This window comes from Coralloluteibacterium stylophorae (assembly GCF_018122625.2).
GTDB lineage: Bacteria > Pseudomonadota > Gammaproteobacteria > Xanthomonadales > Xanthomonadaceae > Coralloluteibacterium > Coralloluteibacterium stylophorae.
Genome location: NZ_JAGQFT020000011.1, coordinates 126,111 through 144,052 on the forward strand (window position 1 = coordinate 126,111; position 17,942 = coordinate 144,052).

At 71.6% G+C, this 17,942-nt stretch carries 15 protein-coding genes; 13 read left to right on the top strand and 2 right to left on the bottom strand.

Translation table 11 applies throughout. The features are described 5' to 3' along the window. Positions 1 to 305 precede the first annotated feature (305 nt). Positions 306 to 1,559 carry a 6-phosphofructokinase gene (locus KB893_RS15430; RefSeq protein ID WP_211926309.1) on the bottom strand — a complete coding sequence of 418 codons (1,254 nt, stop codon included), beginning with the start codon at positions 1,557 to 1,559 and terminating at the stop codon, positions 306 to 308. 245 nt (positions 1,560 to 1,804) lie between these two features. On the opposite strand from KB893_RS15430, the gene KB893_RS15435 reads away from it, so the two are divergent. The 4 genes from KB893_RS15435 to KB893_RS15450 all read left to right on the top strand — a co-directional run bounded on the left by KB893_RS15435 (position 1,805) and on the right by KB893_RS15450 (position 5,275). Continuing rightward, entirely contained in the window at positions 1,805 to 2,380 is a 576-nt protein-coding gene (locus KB893_RS15435; RefSeq protein WP_211926310.1) for an adenylate kinase, read from the top strand. Between the two features lie 55 nt (positions 2,381 to 2,435). Further along, a complete protein-coding gene (mpl, locus tag KB893_RS15440) occupies positions 2,436 to 3,758 on the top strand; it encodes a UDP-N-acetylmuramate:L-alanyl-gamma-D-glutamyl-meso-diaminopimelate ligase (protein ID WP_246505710.1) in 1,323 nt (440 codons plus the stop codon). Between the two features lie 37 nt (positions 3,759 to 3,795). Beyond that, positions 3,796 to 4,386, top strand: coding sequence for an LON peptidase substrate-binding domain-containing protein (locus tag KB893_RS15445; protein ID WP_211926311.1), 591 nt, complete (start codon positions 3,796 to 3,798; stop codon positions 4,384 to 4,386). 61 nt (positions 4,387 to 4,447) lie between these two features. Further along, positions 4,448 to 5,275, top strand: coding sequence for an SDR family oxidoreductase (locus KB893_RS15450; RefSeq protein WP_211926312.1), 828 nt, complete (start codon positions 4,448 to 4,450; stop codon positions 5,273 to 5,275). A gap of 25 nt (positions 5,276 to 5,300) precedes the next feature. Here the strand turns inward: KB893_RS15450 and KB893_RS15455 are convergent, their stop codons facing one another. Beyond that, on the bottom strand, positions 5,301 to 6,239 hold the full coding sequence (locus tag KB893_RS15455; protein WP_211926313.1) for an ion transporter: 939 nt from the start codon (positions 6,237 to 6,239) through the stop codon (positions 5,301 to 5,303). 118 nt (positions 6,240 to 6,357) lie between these two features. Here KB893_RS15455 and KB893_RS15460 point away from each other — a divergent pair, with 118 nt between their 5' ends. The 9 genes from KB893_RS15460 (at position 6,358) to KB893_RS15500 (ending at position 17,931) form a co-directional block, all read left to right on the top strand. Then, complete coding sequence (locus KB893_RS15460; protein WP_338026984.1) at positions 6,358 to 7,581, top strand: acetylornithine/succinylornithine family transaminase; 1,224 nt, start codon at positions 6,358 to 6,360, stop codon at positions 7,579 to 7,581. Positions 7,582 to 7,914: 333 nt separating this feature from the next. After that, positions 7,915 to 8,721, top strand: coding sequence for a tyrosine-protein phosphatase (locus tag KB893_RS15465; RefSeq protein ID WP_211926315.1), 807 nt, complete (start codon positions 7,915 to 7,917; stop codon positions 8,719 to 8,721). Next, positions 8,718 to 9,419 carry a polysaccharide biosynthesis/export family protein gene (locus KB893_RS15470; protein WP_211926316.1) on the top strand — a complete coding sequence of 234 codons (702 nt, stop codon included), beginning with the start codon at positions 8,718 to 8,720 and terminating at the stop codon, positions 9,417 to 9,419. Before KB893_RS15465 ends, KB893_RS15470 begins: the two co-directional genes overlap by 4 nt. Before the next feature lie 54 nt (positions 9,420 to 9,473). Then, positions 9,474 to 11,729, top strand: coding sequence for a GumC family protein (locus tag KB893_RS15475; protein ID WP_213173857.1), 2,256 nt, complete (start codon positions 9,474 to 9,476; stop codon positions 11,727 to 11,729). Between the two features lie 8 nt (positions 11,730 to 11,737). Then, positions 11,738 to 12,181, top strand: coding sequence for a J domain-containing protein (locus tag KB893_RS15480; RefSeq protein ID WP_211927210.1), 444 nt, complete (start codon positions 11,738 to 11,740; stop codon positions 12,179 to 12,181). Between the two features lie 336 nt (positions 12,182 to 12,517). Further along, positions 12,518 to 13,945: an undecaprenyl-phosphate glucose phosphotransferase gene (locus KB893_RS15485; protein ID WP_211927211.1), complete on the top strand. Its 1,428-nt coding sequence runs from the start codon at positions 12,518 to 12,520 to the stop codon at positions 13,943 to 13,945. A 2-nt stretch (positions 13,946 to 13,947) separates the two neighbouring features. After that, positions 13,948 to 15,201, top strand: coding sequence for a glycosyltransferase (locus tag KB893_RS15490; protein ID WP_211927212.1), 1,254 nt, complete (start codon positions 13,948 to 13,950; stop codon positions 15,199 to 15,201). Then, positions 15,198 to 16,655 (top strand): hypothetical protein, encoded by a 1,458-nt coding sequence (locus tag KB893_RS15495; RefSeq protein ID WP_211927213.1) that lies wholly within the window; start codon positions 15,198 to 15,200, stop codon positions 16,653 to 16,655. The genes KB893_RS15490 and KB893_RS15495 overlap by 4 nt, the downstream gene beginning before the upstream one ends. Beyond that, the gene (locus KB893_RS15500) at positions 16,645 to 17,931 is read left to right on the top strand and encodes an oligosaccharide flippase family protein (protein WP_211927214.1); all 1,287 of its coding nucleotides are present in this window, start codon (positions 16,645 to 16,647) and stop codon (positions 17,929 to 17,931) included. Before KB893_RS15495 ends, KB893_RS15500 begins: the two co-directional genes overlap by 11 nt. The last annotated feature ends 11 nt before the right edge of the window (positions 17,932 to 17,942 follow it).

The window sequence follows — 17,942 nt, forward strand, 5'->3', positions numbered from 1 at the left end:
TGAGCTGGCTGCCGTAGCTCAGGAAGACCTCGGGCTCGAAATCCGGCTCGTGCGCCATGTGGTCGGTCAGCTCGCGCCACGACGGCAGCCCCAGCTCCATCGACGCGCCGGCGCCCACGAACAGGACCAGGCTGCGGGTACGGTGGGCCTCGACCAGCTGGTTGGCGACGTCGTTGCCGAGCAGGCAGCCGGGAGCCGGGGCGGAAGCGGGGCGGGACATGGCGACTGCGGCGGAGCATCGCGCCGGACCGACCCGACCGTGCCGGAGGCGCCGACGCGGCGGCGTGAGCGCAGCCGCCGCGGGCTCATCCTTCCCAGGCCGGCAGGCGCCTGGGCACCGTCCGGTTGCGCAGGGTCACGTACTTCGGCAGGCCGTCGCGGCCATAGGGCAGCGGCGCCTCGCCGCGGATCAGCGGCTCGAGGTAGCGACGCGCCCTGCCGGTGATGCCGAAGCCGTCGCGGCGGATGAAGCCCGCCGGCATCGACTTCTCGTGGTTGGCGATCCGGGCCAGCGGCGCCGCCTCGATCCGCCACCGGTAGGGCGCGTCCGTGGTGCGCACGATCACCGGCATCACCGCGTTGCGGCCGGCCAGGGCGAACTCCACCGCCGCCGCGCCGACCGCCTGCGCCTGCTCCCAGTCGGTGGCCGAGGCGATGTGGCGCGCGGAGCGCTGCAGGTAGTCGGGCAGGGTCCAGTGCACCTTGAAGCCGAGCGCCTGCTTGACCCGGTCGGCCAGGTGCGCGGCGACGCCGCCGAGCTGGCTGTGCCCGAAGGCGTCGCTGCCCCCGGCCTCCGCGACGAAGCGCCCGTCCGCGTCGCGGATGCCCTCGGACGCGACCACCACGCACCAGCCCACGCGCTCCACGACCTGCCGCACCCTGGCCAGGAAGGCGGCCTCGTCGAACGTCCGCTCGGGCAGGAGGATCACCTGCGGCGCCTCGTCCGGCGTCTGCCCGGCGAGCCCCGCCGCCGCGGCCAGCCAGCCCGCGTGCCGGCCCATGGCCTCGTAGATGAAGACGCGGGTCGAGGTGTCGGCCATCGCCGCCACGTCCAGCGCGGCTTCGCGCACCGAGACCGCGGTGTACTTCGCCGCGGAGCCGAAACCGGGGCAGGCGTCGGTGACGGCGAGGTCGTTGTCGATGGTCTTGGGCACGCCCACGCAGGTCAGCGGGTAGCCGAACTCGGCGGCGAGGCGGGAGACCTTGAGCGCGGTATCGGCCGAGTCGTTGCCGCCGTTGTAGAGGAACCAGCGCACGTCGTGCGCGCGCAGGACCTCGAGCAGGCGCTCGTACTTCGGCCGGTCGGCGTCCAGCGCGCCCAGCTTGTAGCGGCACGAGCCGAAGGCGCCGCCGGGGGTGTGCGCGAGCGCGCGGATCGCGGCCGCGGGTTCGGCGCTGGTGTCGATGAGGTCCTCGCGCAGCGCGCCGAGGATGCCGTTGCGCGCGGCGAGCACGCGCACCCGCTTCGCGCGTGCGGTGCGGATGACGGCGCTGGCGGTGGCGTTGATCACCGCGGTGACGCCGCCGGACTGCGCGTAGAGGAGGGTACCGCTGGCCATGGGTGAGGCTCCTTCGCTGCGGGAACTGGTGTCGAACGTCGTGCAGACTGAGCGTTTCCGGCGCCGAATTCGACGCCAAACGGCGGTTTGACTTGCCCGGGTGCGGCGGTTAGCGTTGCCGCGTCCGCACGGGCGTACGTCTGGCAGGCTTCGGCCCCGGTTCGTTGCGCACCGTGCGTTGTCTTTTCTTTTCCGGGCGCCTGTCCGTCGCGAACGACGCGTGGCGCCCGAGGGATGACTCACCGATGCGACTGGTACTGTTGGGTGCGCCCGGCTCGGGCAAGGGCACGCAGGCGGCACGTCTGAAGGATCACTACGAGGTGCCGCACATCTCCACCGGCGACCTGCTGCGCGGGGAAGTGGTCGCGGGCACCGCGCTCGGCAACGAGGCCAAGGCCATCATGGCCCGCGGCGACCTGGTCTCCGACGCGATCCTGCTCGGCATGCTCGAGAACCGCTTTTCGCGCGCCGACGTCGCGCGCGGCTTCATCCTCGACGGCTACCCGCGCAACCTGGCCCAGGCCGCGGCCCTCGACGACCTGCTGGCCCGGCTCGGGCAGCCGGTGGACGTCGCGATCCAGCTGGAAGTGCCGGTCGAGATGCTGGTCGAGCGCATCGCCGGCCGCGCCCAGGCCGAAGGCCGCGCCGACGACAGCGCCGACGCCGTGCGCCATCGGCTGCGCGTCTACGAGGAGCAGACCGCGCCGGTGATCGGCCACTACCGCGACAAGGGCACGCTCGCCATCGTCGACGGCGTCGGCGGGCTCGACGAGGTGTTCAGCCGCATCATCTCCGCCTGCGGGCAGGCCACCGCCGCCTGACCGGCACCGCCGCAGCATCGTGAAACTCCACATCCTCGGGATCGCCGGCACCTTCATGGGCGGCGTGGCGGCGCTGGCGCGCGAGCAGGGCCATGCGGTCGAGGGCTCCGACCAGAACGTCTATCCGCCGATGTCGACCCAGCTCGAGGCGCTCGGCATCGCGCTGCGCAGCGGCTACGCCGGCGGGAACATCGCCACCGACGTGGACGAGGTGGTGGTCGGCAACGCGCTCTCGCGCGGCAATCCGGCGGTCGAGCACGTGCTCGACGCCGGCCTGCGCTACACCTCGGGCGCGCAGTGGCTGGCCGAGCAGGTCCTGCCGGGCCGCAGCGTGCTGGCGGTGGCCGGCACCCACGGCAAGACCACCACCACCTCGATGCTGGCGCACATCCTCGATGCGACGGGGCGGGCGCCGGGCTTCCTGATCGGCGGCGTGCCGGAGAACTTCGGCGTGTCCGCGCGCCTGGGCTCGGGTGCCGCCTTCGTGGTCGAGGCCGACGAGTACGACACCGCCTTCTTCGACAAGCGTTCGAAGTTCGTGCACTACCGGCCGCAGGTGGCCGTCCTCAACAACCTCGAGTTCGACCACGCCGACATCTTCCCCGACCTCGCCGCGATCGAGCGCCAGTTCCACCACCTGGTGCGCACCGTGCCGGGACGCGGGCGGCTGATCGTCAACGGCCACGACGCCAACCTCGCGCGGGTGCTGGCGATGGGCTGCTGGACCCCGGTCGAGCGATTCGGCCTGGACGCGGCGTTCGAGTGGTCGGCACGGCTGCTGGCGGCGGACGCCTCGCGCTTCGAGGTCGGCAGGAAGGGCGAAGCCGTGGCGATCGTGGACTGGGCGCTGCTCGGCGAGCACAACGCGCTCAACGCACTGGCCGCGGTCGGTGCCGCCGCCGCGGTCGGCGTCGCGCCGGCGGAGGCCTGCGCCGCACTCGGCGCCTTCCGCAGCGTCAAGCGCCGGCTCGAGGTGGTCGGCGAGGCGGGCGGCGTGCGCATCTACGACGACTTCGCCCATCACCCCACCGCCATCCGTACCACGCTCGCCGGCCTGCGGGCGCGGGGCGAAGGGCGGGTGGTGGTCGCGCTCGAGCCGCGCAGTAACTCCATGCGCCTGGGCGCGCACGCCGCAGAACTGGCACCGTCGCTGACCGACGCCGACGCGGTGGTGTTCCTGCATCGCCCGGAGCTGGCCTGGGATGCGGCACGCGTGGTCGCGTCGCTGCGCGGCGAGGGCGTTGCGGTGCCGGACGTGGCCGGCTTGATCGAGGCGCTCGCGGCGCGGGTGCGGCCCGGCGACAGCGTGGTGTTCATGTCCAACGGCGGCTTCGAGAACGCGCCGCGGCGCTTCCTGGCCGCCCTCGCCGGGAGCTGAGCCCGGCATTCCGGCGCAGGCTCGCTACACTCGGGCCATGGCCTGCGACACGCTTCCCCTGTTCCCGCTCAACGCCGTGCTGTTCCCGGGCGGCGAGCTCGGCCTGCGCATCTTCGAGACGCGCTACCTCGACATGGTGCGCGAGTGCACGCGCAACGACCATGGCTTCGGGGTGTGCCTGATCCTCACGGGGCAGGAGACCGGTGCGCCGGCGATGCCGGCAGCGGTCGGCACCGAGGCGCGCATCGTCGATTTCGCGACCACCGATGATGGCCTGCTCGCGATCACCGCGCAGGGCGGCCGGCGCTTCCGCGTGCGGCGCACGAGGGTGCGCGACAGCGGCCTCGTGCTCGGCGACATCGACTGGTGCGCGACCGACACCGGGCCTGCGCTGCTTCCCCAGCACGGCCTGCTCTCGACCCTGCTGTCGCGGCTCCTGGACGTGGTCGACAGCCCGCACGCGCGCGCGGCGAACCTGCGCCTGGACGACGCCGCCTGGGTCGGCTGGCGGCTGGCCGAGCTGCTGCCGCTGAGCGACGCGCAGCGCCAGCGCCTGCTGCAGGACGAGGATCCGCATGCGCGGCTGGACCGGCTGGTCGAGGTGCTGCCGCAGTTCCAGGAGGAGTAGGACCTGGCCATACGGTGGCGTCCGGTACACTCGCCGGCTCCCGCCGACTTCGAGCATCGCCATGGCCAACGCAGTGTCCCTGAGCGGCAAGACCGCCTTCATCACCGGCGCCTCGCGCGGCATCGGTCGCGCCATCGCCGAGCGTCTCGCGCGCGATGGCGCCAACGTCGTCATCGCGGCGAAGTCGGGCGTGCCCAATCCCAGGCTGCCCGGCACCATCCACGAGACCGCGGCCGCGGTCGAAGCGGCCGGCGGCCGCGCGCTCGCGCTGCAGGTCGACATCCGCGAGGAGCAGCAGGTGGTCGAGGCGGTCGAGCGTACGGTTGCGACCTTCGGCGGCATCGACATCCTGGTCAACAACGCCAGCGCGATCTGGCTGCGCGGCACGCTGGACACGCCGATGAAGCGCTTCGACCTCATGCAGCAGGTCAACGCGCGTGGCAGCTTCCTGTGCGCGCAGGCCTGCCTCCCGCACCTGCTGAAGTCGGACAACCCGCACATCCTGACCCTGGCGCCGCCGCCCTCGCTCGACCCGAAGTGGTGGGGGCCGCACACCGCCTACACCCTGGCGAAGATGGGCATGAGCTTCGTCACCCTCGGTCTGGCGGCCGAGTTCGGGCCGCAGGGCGTGGCGGTCAACGCGCTGTGGCCACGGACCCTGATCGCCACGGACGCGCTGAACATGATCCCCGGCGTCGAGCCTGGCAACGGGCGGCATCCGGCGATCATGGCGGACGCGGCCCATGCGGTGCTGAGCGCGCCGGCGTCGGCGCGGACCGGGCGCTTCCTGATCGACGACGAGGTCCTCGCCGAGGCGGGCATCACCGATCTCGCCGCGTATGCGGTCGATCCCTCCAAGCCGCTGCTGCCCGACCTCTACCTCGACTGATTCCCGCCGCCCGCCGCGACCATGCTCAGTGCAGGTCGCGGTGGCCGTCTGCCGGGTCCAGCTCGGTGCCGCAGTTCCTGCAGAAGTGGGCGTCGGCCTCGTGGCCGGCGAGCGCGCACTGGCGGCAGCGACGTGCGTCCTCGTGCGAGCGCGCCCGGAGCGAGGACGCGAGCTCCGCGGTGTAGATGCCGGTCGGCACGGCGATCATCCCGTAGCCGATAAGGATCAGCATGGACGACAGCAGGCGGCCCAGGGTTGTACCGGGCGCGATGTCGCCGTAGCCGACCGTCGCCACGGTGACGATCGCCCAGTACATCGACAGCGGGATGTTGTGGAAGCCGTGCTCGGGCCCCTCCACCAGATACATCAGGGCGCCGAACACGGTCACGATCGCCAGCATCGCGAACACGAACACCATGATCTTGCGCGCGCTGCCGCGCAGCGCCGTGGTCAACTGGCGCGCCTCGTGGAGGAAGCGCACCAGCCTGAGCAGGCGGAACACGCGCAGGATGCGCAGGATGCGCACGACCAGCAGGTACTGGCTGCCGGCGAGCAGCAGCGACGCGTAGGTCGGGATGATCGCCAGCAGGTCGATGACGCCGTAGAAGCTGCGCGCGTAGCGCAGCGGACTGCGCACGATCCAGAGGCGGATCGCGTATTCGGCGGTGAAGGCGATCGTGAATCCCCATTCCAGTGCATAGAAGACGTGCCCGTGGCGGGCGTGCAGCGGCGCCACGCTGTCGATCATCGCGATCAGCACGCTCGCCACGATCGCCACGATCAGGCACAGGTCGAAGGCCAGGCCGGAGCGCGTGTCGTGCTGGAAGATGATGCGGTAGAGGCGCCTGCGGACCGCGCCGTCGGCCGGGCCGAAGTCTTCCTGCTCCGGCGTCGGTTTCGCCTCCCGCGCCCATCGCGGGGCGGGCCTGGGCGCGGCCGTCGTACGGGATTCGGGAGCGGACATGGCAGGGCGGCTCGGACGGTGCTCCATTGTGGGGCGCGGTCGCCGGCGATGCGACCGCGCATCGTCGCCGCCGCGGCGATGGACCGATAATGCGCGGCTTTCCGACCTGGACGCTCCCGTGACCGATCCTGCCGACCTGCTCGCCCTGGGCCAGCGCTACTACCTGCCCATCTACCGCCAGCGCGAGCTGGTGCTCGAGCGCGGCGAGGGTGCCCGCGTGTGGGACAGCACGGGGCGCGACTACGTCGACCTCGCCGCCGGCATCGCGGTGAACGCCTTCGGCCACTGCGATCCCGGACTCGTCGCCGCGCTGACCGAACAGGCGCAGCGGCTGTGGCACGTGAGCAACGTCTTCCACAGCGAGCCCCCGCTGCGCCTGGCCGCGGAACTGGTGGAGGCGAGCGGCTTCGCCGCGCGCGTGTTCCTGTGCAACTCCGGGGCGGAGGCCAACGAGGCCGCCATCAAGCTCGCCCGCCGCCACGCCGCGGCTCGGGGCCGCGGGCCGGAGCGCAGGACCATCCTCACCTTCCGCGGCAGCTTCCACGGCCGCACCCTGGCCACGGTCACCGCCACCGCGCAGCCGAAGTACCAGGAGGGCTACGAGCCGCTGCCGGGCGGCTTCCGCTACGTCGACTTCAACGATGCCGAAGCGGCCGAGGCGGCCTTCGCCGGCGACGATGTCTGCGCCGTACTGGTGGAGCCGATCCAGGGCGAGGGCGGAGTGATGCCGGCGGCGCAGGGCTTCCTCGGGCACCTGCGCACGCTGTGCGACCGCCACGGCGCCCTGCTCATGTTCGACGAGATCCAGGCCGGGATGGGCCGGACCGGACGCCTGTTCGCGCACCAGTGGGACGGGGTGCGGCCGGACGTGGTGACCCTGGCCAAGGCGCTCGGCGCGGGCTTCCCGATCGGTGCGATGCTGGTGGGCGAGGCGGCGGCGGAGACCCTCGGCTTCGGCGCCCACGGCACCACCTTCGGCGGCAATCCCCTGGCGGCCGCGGTGGCGCGTGTCGTCCTGTGCCGGCTGCGCGAGCAGTCGCTGCTGGACAACGTGGGCGCGCGTGGAGACCAGCTGCGCACCGCACTCGAGTGCCTGGCGGCGGAGACCGGAGTGATCGCGACCGTCCGCGGGCGCGGGCTCATGCTCGGGGCCGTGCTCGCCGACGCCTGGCGGGGACGTGCCGGCGAGCTGCTGGACCGCGCGGCGGCCGAGGGGCTGCTGATCCTGCAGGCGGGCCCGGACGTGCTGCGCTTCGTGCCGCCGTTGAACATCGACGAGGCGACCCTGGCCGAGGGCCTCGCACGACTCGGTCGCGCCCTGCGGGCGGCGCGCGCCGCCTGAGGAGGTTCGTCACCCGGACCCCGCCGGGTCGTCACCCGGCGCACACACCGGTTTCACGTGTCGGGAATCCGTCGCCGCCGTCCGTCGGCCGACCGGCGGCAAATCCTGTGCCGTTCTTCGCTGCGTCATCAAAAAGTCGTTTGCCGACGCTTGGATAGCGATGGCAATCGGCGTGCGAGACCGCTCGTCGGCCTAGCACAACGCGGGTCGCAACGCCATATTTTTGGCGCTATGGTGCGACGCATCAGCTTGGATTTGTGATGCTCATCACCGGGTGCGGTGCGGGGCGTCGACGGGTTGGCGCTCGCTGCGCGCAGACGGAAGAGGAAGGACGTGATCGACCTGCATTGCCACATGCTGCCCGCAATCGACGATGGCGCGCCCTCGCTGGCCGTCGCGATGGAGATGGCGCGCCGCGCGGTCGCGGATGGCATCCGGGTGACGGCGTGCACGCCCCACGTGTATCCGGGGCTCTACGAGAACGACGCCGCGGGCATCCGGACCGCCGTCGCCGCCCTGCAGCGTGCGCTGGAGCAGGCCCGCATCCCGCTGCGGCTGGTGGTCGGTGGCGACGTGCACCTGGTGCCGGGCCTGGTCGAGGGCCTGCGCCGCGGCGTGGTGCCTACCCTGGCGGGAAGCCGCTATTTCCTGCTGGAGCCGCCGCACCACCTGGCGCCGCCGCGCTTCCACGCGTCCATCGTCGCGCTGATCGAGGCGGGCTACGTGCCGGTCATCACCCATCCCGAGCGGCTCGACTGGATCGACGATCACTACGAAGTGTTCGTGAGCCTGGCGAGGCACGGCGCGTGGATGCAGCTGACCGCCGGCGCCGTGCTGGGGCGGTTCGGCGCCCGCGTGCGCGGATGGAGCGAGCGCTTCCTCGACGACGGCCTGGTCCACCTGCTGGCGACCGATGCGCACGACTGCGCCCGCCGGCCTCCGGAGCTCGCCGCGGCGCGCGACGCCGTGGCATCGCGCCTCGGCAGCGCCGAAGCCGAGCGGATGGTTGCGGTGCGGCCGACGGCCGTCCTCGCCGATGCACCTCCGGAGTCGGTGCCGATGCCGGCCCAGCCCGCGCCGACGGCGCTGCCCGGCCTGCGCGGCCTGATCGGCCGCGGCCTGCGGAGGATGAGCACATGACCGCGCTGCGACGTCTTGTTCCGGCGCTGGTCGCGCTGCTGCTGGCTGCGACCGCCGCGGCGCAGGAGACGCGCGTGGTGGCCCGGGACGACGGCCGCTTCCCCGCGCCCGACAGCATCGCGACCTCCGGCGCCTACACCGGAACCTCGGACTATCGACTCGGACCGCTGGACCTGATCGAGATCAGCGTGTTCCAGGTGCCGGACATCAGCCGCGAGGTCCGGATCAACTCCAGCGGCAACGTCTCGCTGCCGCTGATCGGGGTGGTCGCCGCCGGCGGCCGCACGATCCAGGAACTGGAGGCGGAGATCGCCGCGAAGCTGCAGGAGGGCTACCTGCAGAGCCCCCAGGTCAGCGTCTTCGTGAAGGAGTACACCAGCCAGCGGGTCACCGTGGAGGGTGCGGTCAACAAGCCCGGGATCTTTCCCATCACCGGCCGCACGACGCTGCTGCAGGCGGTGGCGCTGGCCGAGGGCATGGACGAGCTGGCGGATCCGGAAGCGGTGGTCGTGTTCCGGGTGATCGACGGCCGCAAGCATGCGGCACTGTTCGACCTCACCGAGATCCGGCGCGGCACCGCACCGGATCCGGAGATCTACGGGGACGACATCGTCGTCGTCGACAAGTCGGGCTCGCGCTCCTTCGTCAAGGCGCTCACCGACACGCTGCGCGGCTTCATCGGCTTCAAACCCTACTGACCGAACAGGCGTGCTTCCGCTCCCCAGGGGAGCGCGCCAGGGATGTATTTCCGCATGAGCAATCACATGGAGAGCGGCGGCGGGCGGTTCCCGGTCCCGGGCGAGGCCGATGGCGGTCTGGTACCCGCCGCCGCCGGCGGTGCGCTCGGGCCGTCGATCGAGTACATCGACGCGCAGCGCGAGGACGCGGTCAACTTCGCCGAGTACTGGCGCATCCTCATCAAGCGCAAGTGGTTGATCCTCAGCCTCGTGGTGGCGGCCGGCGCGATCGCCCTCGCGGTCACGCTGCTGTCCACGCCGAGCTTCCGCGCGACGGCGAGCATCCAGATCGAGCGCGACGGCATCAACGTGATGAACGTCGAAGGCATCGTGCCCACCGAGTCCGATGCCGACCGCGACTTCTACCAGACCCAGTACGAGCTCCTGAAGAGCCGCTCGCTGGCGCAGCGCGTGGTCGACGAGCTGGGCCTCGCCGAGGATCCCGAGTTCGATGCGCTGTATGCGCCGCCGCCGTGGGCGCCGCTGATCGCCGCGGTGCGCGGCACCGAAGAGGTGCCGATGACGCCGGAGGAGGCCGAGGCGGCGCACGAGCGCCAGGTGGTCGACCGCGTCATGCAAGCCTTCGCAGTGGAGCCGATCCGCAATTCGCGCCTGGTCCGGCTGGGCGTGGAGACGCCGGATCCGGGCTTCTCGCAGCGCATCGTCAACGCCTTCGCCACCGCGTTCATCGCCTCCAACCTCGATCGCCGCTTCGACGCCTCGGCCTACGCCAAGGAGTTCCTCGAACAGCGCCTGCAGGAGTTGCGCGGGCGGCTCGAGGAGTCCGAACGCGAACTGGTCGAGTACGCGCAGCGCGAGCAGATCGTGAGCATCGGCGAGACCGGCCGGCCGCTGTCGTCCAACAGCCTCGACGAGATCAACACCGCGCTGGCGCGTGCGCAGGACGACCGCATCCGCGCCGAGGCGCGCTGGCGCCAGGCGCAGAGCGCACACGGCCTCGGCCTCGCCGAGATCCTCGGCAGCCCGGCGGTGCAGACCCTGCAGGAGGCGCGCGCGAAGCTGCAGGCCGAGTACCAGGACAAGCTCAGCATCTACAAGCCCGGCTTCCCGGTGATGCAGCAGATGCAGGCGCAGCTCGACGAGCTGCAGCGCCAGATCAACAACGAGGTCGCCAACATCAAGGCCTCGATCGCCGCGCAGTACGAAGGCGCCAAGGCCCAGGAGCAGATGCTGCGAGCACAGGTGGCGAGCCTGACCACCGACGTCCTCGACACGCAGAGCCGGAGCATCGGCTACAACACCCTGCAGCGCGAGGTCGATACCAACCGCCAGCTCTTCGAGGGCCTGCTGCAGCGCTACAAGGAGATCGGCGTGGCCGGCGGCGTCGGCACCAACAACATCTCCATCGTCGACCATGCCGAGCGCCCGCTGGAGCCGTTCAAGCCGCAGCTGGCGGTGAACCTCGCCATCGGCCTGGTGTTCGGCGCCATGCTGGGGGTGCTCGCGGCCTTCGTGCTCGAGCACTTCGACAACACCATCAAGTCGCCGGACGAGGTCGAGCGCAACCTGCTGCTCGCGGTGCTCGGCGTGATCCCCAAGCTGACCAAGGGCGCGGAGCCGACGACCGCGCTCGTCGACCGCAGGTCCGCCTTCTCCGAGGCCTACCGCTCGGTGCGCACCGCGCTGCAGTTCAGCACCGACCGCGGCGTCCCGCGCTGCCTGCTGGTGACCAGTCCGAGCCCGTCGGAGGGCAAGTCGACGACCGCCTACTCGCTGGCCTGCAATTTCGCCCAGCTCGGCCGCCACGTGCTGCTGATCGACGCCGACATGCGCAACCCGTCGCTGCACCGCCTGCTCCAGCGCGAGAACGACGCCGGCCTCTCCGACTACCTTGCCGGCGGCGCCAATCCCGCCGAGCTGCTGCAGTCGACGCAGGAGCCGACCCTGAGCTTCATCGCCGCCGGCCCGGTGCCGCCGAATCCGGTGGAACTCCTCGCTAGCCCGCGTCTGATGTCGCTGATCAGCCAGGCCTCGGAGGGCTACGACCAGGTGATCATCGACTCGCCGCCGGTGATGGGGCTGGCCGATGCGCCGCTGCTGGCCAACGGCTCGCACGCGACGCTGCTGGTCATGAGCGCCGGGAGCACCCGCATCGACGTGGCCAAGGCCGCGCTCAAGCGCCTGCATTCGGCGCGGGCGCGGGTGCTCGGCGTGCTGCTGAACCGGGTCGAGGGCCGCAATGCCGCCGCCTATGGCGCCTACGACTACCAGGGCAGCGCCGGCCTGCCCGCGAGGCTGTCGCGCGGATGAGCCCGGCCATGGAAGTCGCCCTCGCGCTCTACCGCCGCCCGACCCTCGTTCCGCTGGCCCGCGCGCAGGCGTTGCCGGCTGGCGTCGAGGAGCTGCTCGCCATCGCCTCGGGCGCCGCGCGCGCCTCGGCGACGGCGGCCGACGGCGTGCCTCCGGACCAGCTCCGCGATGCGGCCAAGTTCTTCATCCAGCAGATCCTGTTCGCGCCCGGCGGCGATGCCTGGCGCACGCTCGGGGTCGAGGCCGGCGCCGCGTTCGCGCGGGTCCGCAGCAACTACCTGGCGCTGATGCGCTGGCTGCATCCGGACCGGCATCAGCCGGGTGCATGGGACGCGGTCTACGTCGCGCGGGTTAATGCCGCGTGGAACCAACTGCGGCAGCAGGCACGCCGGTCGACGCCGGAGGCTTCCGTCGGTGCCGGCGAGCCCGTCTTGGCGTTAAGGGAAATGTGAACTAGGTCACAAAAAGCTTGCGCAGATGATGAGGTGGCGGCACCGTCCCCAGACCCGCACAGGGCCGAGGAACCGGTGCCGGCGCCGGGCCCGCGGGCCCACGTCCGGCAGAGCGCCTCCAGGCGCCATGGACGACAAGGGAGGGGCGGGCGCTGCAGTGCGCCACGGCGGAGCGCAGACATGGGCGCCGCCGGGGGACCGGTTCAGGACCAAGGCAGTTTGGTGGCAGAGGCGGGATCCGCACGCGGTTCCCGCAGGCAACGCGCTCCTCGCCGATCCCGGCGCGGAGCGTCCCGCCCTCACGGGGGCCGACACAGTGACGTGCGGAGCGTTCGTATGCTGGTGACCGACATGAGCGTGCTGGGTGGCGAAACCCAGGCGCCGCGCTACCTCTCGAAGTATTCGGCGGTGGTCGATCTGATGCTGCGGGTTGGCGATCCCATGGCCGTGGCCGCCACCGGACTGCTCGCCTATTGGATCCGCTTCGCCGACTGGCCGCCGACGGCCCCCTACCAGACCGCGCTGGCGGCGCTGCTGCTGTACGCCATGCTGGCGTCGTGGATGTCGCCGCTGTACCGCAGCTGGCGCGGTCGCCCGGTGTGGAAGGAGCTGGGCGTGCTCGCCGCCGTCTGGACCTCGGCCTTCGCGCTGTTCTCGGTGCAGCTCCTGGTGCTGCAGCAGGGCAACGAGCTGTCGCGCCTGTGGCTGGGGCAGTGGTACGTCGGCGGCTACGCGGTGCTTGCGCTCTACCGGCTGTGCCTGCGCGGCGGCCTCGGTGCGCTGCACGCGCGCGGCGTGGACGTGCAGCGGACGGTGGTGGTCGGCATGACCGGCGCGGTCCAGCAGATCCACGGCTACCTGCAGGCCAACCGCTGGATCGGCGTGCAGATCGCCGGCTACTTCCACACCCGGCACGACCGCATCATCGGCGAGGTCGTGCCCAAGTGCCTCGGCGACATGGACGACTTCGCCACCTACCTGCACCAGCAGCAGCCCGAGCACGTCTGGATCGCACTGCCGCTGAGCGAACGCGCCGAGCTCAAGGCCCTGCTGGCGCTGCTCGACCACCATCCGGTCCGGGTGCGGCTGGTGCCCGATCTGTCGGAGCTGGGCCTGCTCAACCAGGCCGTCGACCAGATCGGCCAGGTCCCGGTGATCGACCTGCGCGACGACAGCCTGGGCGGCTACCGGCGGATCATCAAGGCGGCCGAGGATCGCCTGCTGGCCGCGCTCGCACTGCTGGCGCTGGCGCCGGTGATGGCGGCGGTGGCGATCGGCGTGAAGCTGAGCTCGCGCGGGCCGGTGTTCTACCGGCAGGTGCGGGTGGGCCTGGATGGCAAGCAGTTCGGCATGCTCAAGTTCCGCTCCATGCCGGTGGACACCGAGGCCGCCGGCGTGCGCTGGGGCAATTCGGCGAGCAAGGCGGTGACGCCTTTCGGCCGCTTCATCCGCAAGACCAGCCTCGACGAGCTGCCGCAGTTCATCAACGTGCTGCGCGGCGAGATGTCCATCGTCGGTCCGCGTCCGGAGCGGCCGATGTTCGTCGACCAGTTCAAGGGCCAGATCCACTGGTACATGCAGAAGCACCTCGTCAAGGCGGGGATCACCGGCCTCGCGCAGGTCAACGGCTGGCGCGGCGACACCGACCTCGACAAGCGCATCGAGTGCGACCTCCACTACATCCGGAACTGGTCGCTGTGGCTCGACCTCCGGATCATCGCCGCCACCGCGTTCAAGGTGCTGCACGACCGGAGCGCGAGCTGACCATGGCCCTGAAGGAACGCACTTTCCCCATCGCGGCAGCGCCCGAGCATCCGCCGGCCGCGGCCGGCGCGCCGGCACAGAAGGCGGCGCCGCGCTCCCTCCCGTTCCCGGCGCCCGCGCGCCCGCGCGTGGCCCTGGTGCACTACTGGCTGGTCGGCATGCGCGGCGGCGAGAAGGTGCTCGAGGTGCTGTGCGAGCTGTTTCCCGACGCCGACATCTTCACCCTGGTCGCCGATCCCTCCAGGCTGTCGGACCGTCTGCGCGGGCACCGCATCACCACCTCGTTCCTGCAGCGCATCGGCGGCGTGCGCCACTACCAGAAGATGCTGCCGCTGATGCCGTTCGCGCTGGAGGCGTTCGACCTGACCGGCTACGACCTGGTGATCTCCTCCGAGGCCGGTCCGGCCAAGGGCGTGGTGACGCGCCCGGATGCGCTGCACGTGTGCTACTGCCACTCGCCGATGCGCTACGTGTGGGACCTGTATCCGCAGTACCGCGCCGGCGCCGGGCGGCTCGCCCGCGCGCTGATGTCGCTGACCGCGCCGGTCATCCGCCAGTGGGACGTGACCACCGCGGCGCGCGTCGACGCCTTCGTGGCGAACTCCTCCTACGTCGCGCGGCGGATCGAGAAGTTCTACCGGCGCGAGGCGGCGGTGATCCACCCTCCGGTGGACGTGGGCCGCTTCGCACCCGCGCCGGACGGCCCGGACGACTATTACCTCTGTGCCGGGCAGGTAACGCCGTACAAGCGCATCGACCTCGCCGTCGACGCCTTCACCCGGCTGGGCAAGCCGCTGCGGGTGATCGGCAGCGGCGTCGACGACCGCCTGCGCGAGCGCGCGGGCAGGAACGTCGAGTTCCTCGGCGCGGTGGACGACGCGACCATGGCGCATCACTTCGCGCACTGCCGCGCGCTGGTGTTCCCGGGCGTCGAGGACTTCGGGATCGTCCCGCTCGAGGTGATGGCCAGCGGCAGGCCGGTGATCGCCTTCGGGCGTGGCGGCGCGCTGGAGACGGTGGTGCATGGCGAGACCGGCGTGCTGTTCCATGAGCAGTCGGTCGAGGCGCTGATCGCGGCGGTGGAGGCCTGCGAGGAGGCCGCCGACCTGTTCGACCCGGCGCGTCTGCGGGCGCACGCCGTGTCGTTCTCGCTGGACGTGTTCCGCGCCCGGCTGCGGCACTTCATCGACGCGCGCTACCACGCGCACCTGATGGCCTGCACCGGCGCATCCGCGGCGGGCGGGGGCGCACCATGAGCATCGAGTGGATGGGCGTGGTGGTGCTGGCCATCGGGCTGGTGATCGCACTCGTCCGTCCCGGTGCCACCATGTGGGTGGCGGTGCTGGCCACGCTGTTCGGCGGCAGCGCCGCGATCAGCCTGCCCGCGCTGGGCGGCGCGACGGTCGCGCCGGCCTACCTGTCGCTGGGCCTGCTGGCGATGGCGCTGTTCCTGCGCGGGCGGCTGACCTCGCCGACCATCGCCCTCACCCCGGACCAGCCCGGCTTCTTCCTCGGCCTGCTGATGCTGTGGGCGGTGGCGGCGGCGATGCTGCTGCCGCGGCTGTTCGCCGGCGACGTCGAGGTCATCCCGCTCAGCCGCGGCGGCGAGGGCGGCCCGGCGGTGGGCATCCTCGTGCCCAACTCCGGCAACATCACCCAGTCGGTCTACGCGCTCGGCGGTCTGGCGACGTTCTGCCTGACCACCACCTTCGTGCGGATGGCGCGCGGCTACGAACGCTTCGCCAGGGCGATGCTGGTCCTCGCGGGGCTGAACCTGGTGGCGGCGGCGGTCGACCAGGTCGGCTACTACGCCGGCCTCGGCAACCTGCTGGAGCCGTTCCACACGGCCGGCTACAACTTCATGACCGAATCCACGGTCGGCGGCTTCATCAAGCGCATCAACGGCACCTTCTCCGAGGCCTCGGCCTTCGCCGGGTTCACCCTGCCGCTGTTCGCCTTCTGCTACGGGCTCTACCGCCGCGGCATCCGGCCGCGCGCGACCGGTGCCCTGGCGGCGCTGAGCCTGGTGGCGGTGCTGCTGGCCACCTCGACCGCCGGCTATGTCGGGCTCGGGATGTACATCGCGCTCATCGCGTTGCGCACGGTGTGGCAGGCCGTGGCCGGCGCCGGCCGGCGCGACCTCGCGCACGCACTGCGGATGTCCGCGGTGGGCCTGGTCGTGGTCGCGGTCGTCGTGGTGCTGGTGCCGGTGGTGGTGGAACAGGCCAGGCTGCTGTTCGAAAGCATGATCGTGAACAAGGTCGACAGCGATTCCGCCGACGAGCGCGGCATGTGGAACGCGGTGTCGTTCGATGCGTTCCTGGGGAGCTGGGGGCTGGGCACCGGCCTCGGGAGCACCCGCGCCTCCAGCTACCCGATCGTGCTGCTGTCGAACCTCGGCGTGCCCGGCGCCTTCCTGTTCCTGGCGTTCGTGGTCGCCGTGTTCCGGGTGCATCCGCCGCCGGCGGCGCCGCGCCTGGTGCATGCGCTGGTCGCCGCGAGCAAGCACGGCATCCTGAGCGTGCTGCTGATCGCGGTCATGGTCGGCACCGTGTTCGACCTGCCGATGCTGTTCTACATGTTCTGCGGGGTGATCTGCTCGGTGCCGATCGCCTTCCCGAGGCGGCGTCCGCTGCGTCGCGGCCTCGATGGCTACGACTCCGCGGAGCATGCGCCGGTCGCCGGCGCCGGGAGCTGGCATGCCGCCTAGCGCACCGATCGCAGGAGTCGCGGCGCCGGCCGGCGGCGGCACCCGCCGTGCGCTCGCCTTCGTCTACGCCGGTTACCTGCTGCGCTACGGCTACCTGCTGGTGCTGGTCCCCTTCTACGGGCGGGTGCTGGGCGCGGACGAGTACGGCCGCCTGCTGGCGGCGATGTCGCTGATGCAGGTGGTCTGGCTGCTGGTCGAGTTCGGCTTCGCGATCGTCGGCGCACGCGACACCGCCGCGGCGGGTTCGCGGGCGGAGGAAGCGCGCATCCTCGGCCAGCAACTCGCCGCCCGACTGCTGCTGGTGCCGGCCGGCATGGCCGTCGGCGTGATCGGTACCCTGCTGTCCCCGGTGCTGCTGGCCGAGCCGATCCTCGGCGTGCTGGCGACCTTCAGCGGCATCGTCGCGTCCTTCAATCTCGGCTGGCACTTCCAGGGGCTGCACCGTTTCCGCACCTCGGTGTCGCTCGAGGTGCTCGGCTTCGCGATCAACCTGCCGCTGATCCTGCTGCTGGTCGACGGCGCCGGCGACGCCGTCCTGGTGATGCAGATCCTGCTGTTCTCCGGCCTGGTCTGCAGCGCGGTGGCCTATGCCGTCGCGATCGGTCGCCTCGGCGCCGCCAGCATCCGCCTGCACCGGCCGGTGACGCTGATCCGCGGCTCGATGGCGCTGTTCGCCAGCAATGGACTCAACCTGCTGATGTCGAGTTCGGCGACCGTGCTGCTGAGCATGTTCGCGCCGGCGCAGACGGTCGGCTGGTACGGCGCCGCCGAGCGGCTGGTGACCGTGGCGCTGGGGCTGCTGCAGCCGGCCAAGCAGGTGCTCGTCGCGACGCTGTCGCGGCTGGTGACGCACCCCGATGGCGAGACCCGGTCCTGGCACGTCATGCGCAGGAGCGTGCTCGCGATCAACCTGTTCGGCCTGGCACTGATGCTCGGCACGTGGCTGGTGGCCGGCAGCGTGGTGCCGTTGATCCTCGGGCCCGGTTTCGAGCCGACCATCCGGCTGCTGCGCATGCTCGCGGTGCTGTTCCCGCTGGCGGCGTTCTGCGAATCGATGGCCGGCTACGTCCTGATCCCGCTCCGCGAGGATCTGCACGTCTCCGCGTCCAGCCTCGTCGGCGCCGCCGCGACCGTCGCGCTGCTCGCGGCGCTGGTGCCGTTCCATGCCGAATCCGGCGCGGTCGTCGCGCGCGTGATCGGCTACGCAGCGATGGCCTGCATGCTGCTCGGCGCCCTGTACCGGCGCCGTCTGCTCCGACCCCTTTGCGCACTCTAGAGGAACCGAAC

What these genes read in the sequence shown, in the direction of transcription:
- KB893_RS15500 (WP_211927214.1), top strand. Translation starts at nt 16,645, where the DNA reads ATGCCGCCTAGCGCACCGATCGCAGGAGTCGCGGCGCCGGCCGGCGGC.
- KB893_RS15435 (WP_211926310.1), top strand. Translation starts at nt 1,805, where the DNA reads ATGCGACTGGTACTGTTGGGTGCGCCCGGCTCGGGCAAGGGCACGCAG.
- KB893_RS15490 (WP_211927212.1), top strand. Translation starts at nt 13,948, where the DNA reads ATGGCCCTGAAGGAACGCACTTTCCCCATCGCGGCAGCGCCCGAGCAT.
- KB893_RS15470 (WP_211926316.1), top strand. Translation starts at nt 8,718, where the DNA reads ATGACCGCGCTGCGACGTCTTGTTCCGGCGCTGGTCGCGCTGCTGCTG.
- mpl (WP_246505710.1), top strand. Translation starts at nt 2,436, where the DNA reads ATGGGCGGCGTGGCGGCGCTGGCGCGCGAGCAGGGCCATGCGGTCGAG.
- KB893_RS15475 (WP_213173857.1), top strand. Translation starts at nt 9,474, where the DNA reads ATGAGCAATCACATGGAGAGCGGCGGCGGGCGGTTCCCGGTCCCGGGC.
- KB893_RS15495 (WP_211927213.1), top strand. Translation starts at nt 15,198, where the DNA reads ATGAGCATCGAGTGGATGGGCGTGGTGGTGCTGGCCATCGGGCTGGTG.
- KB893_RS15430 (WP_211926309.1), bottom strand. Translation starts at nt 1,559, where the DNA reads ATGGCCAGCGGTACCCTCCTCTACGCGCAGTCCGGCGGCGTCACCGCG.
- KB893_RS15480 (WP_211927210.1), top strand. Translation starts at nt 11,738, where the DNA reads ATGGAAGTCGCCCTCGCGCTCTACCGCCGCCCGACCCTCGTTCCGCTG.
- KB893_RS15450 (WP_211926312.1), top strand. Translation starts at nt 4,448, where the DNA reads ATGGCCAACGCAGTGTCCCTGAGCGGCAAGACCGCCTTCATCACCGGC.
- KB893_RS15455 (WP_211926313.1), bottom strand. Translation starts at nt 6,239, where the DNA reads ATGTCCGCTCCCGAATCCCGTACGACGGCCGCGCCCAGGCCCGCCCCG.
- KB893_RS15445 (WP_211926311.1), top strand. Translation starts at nt 3,796, where the DNA reads ATGGCCTGCGACACGCTTCCCCTGTTCCCGCTCAACGCCGTGCTGTTC.
- KB893_RS15485 (WP_211927211.1), top strand. Translation starts at nt 12,518, where the DNA reads ATGCTGGTGACCGACATGAGCGTGCTGGGTGGCGAAACCCAGGCGCCG.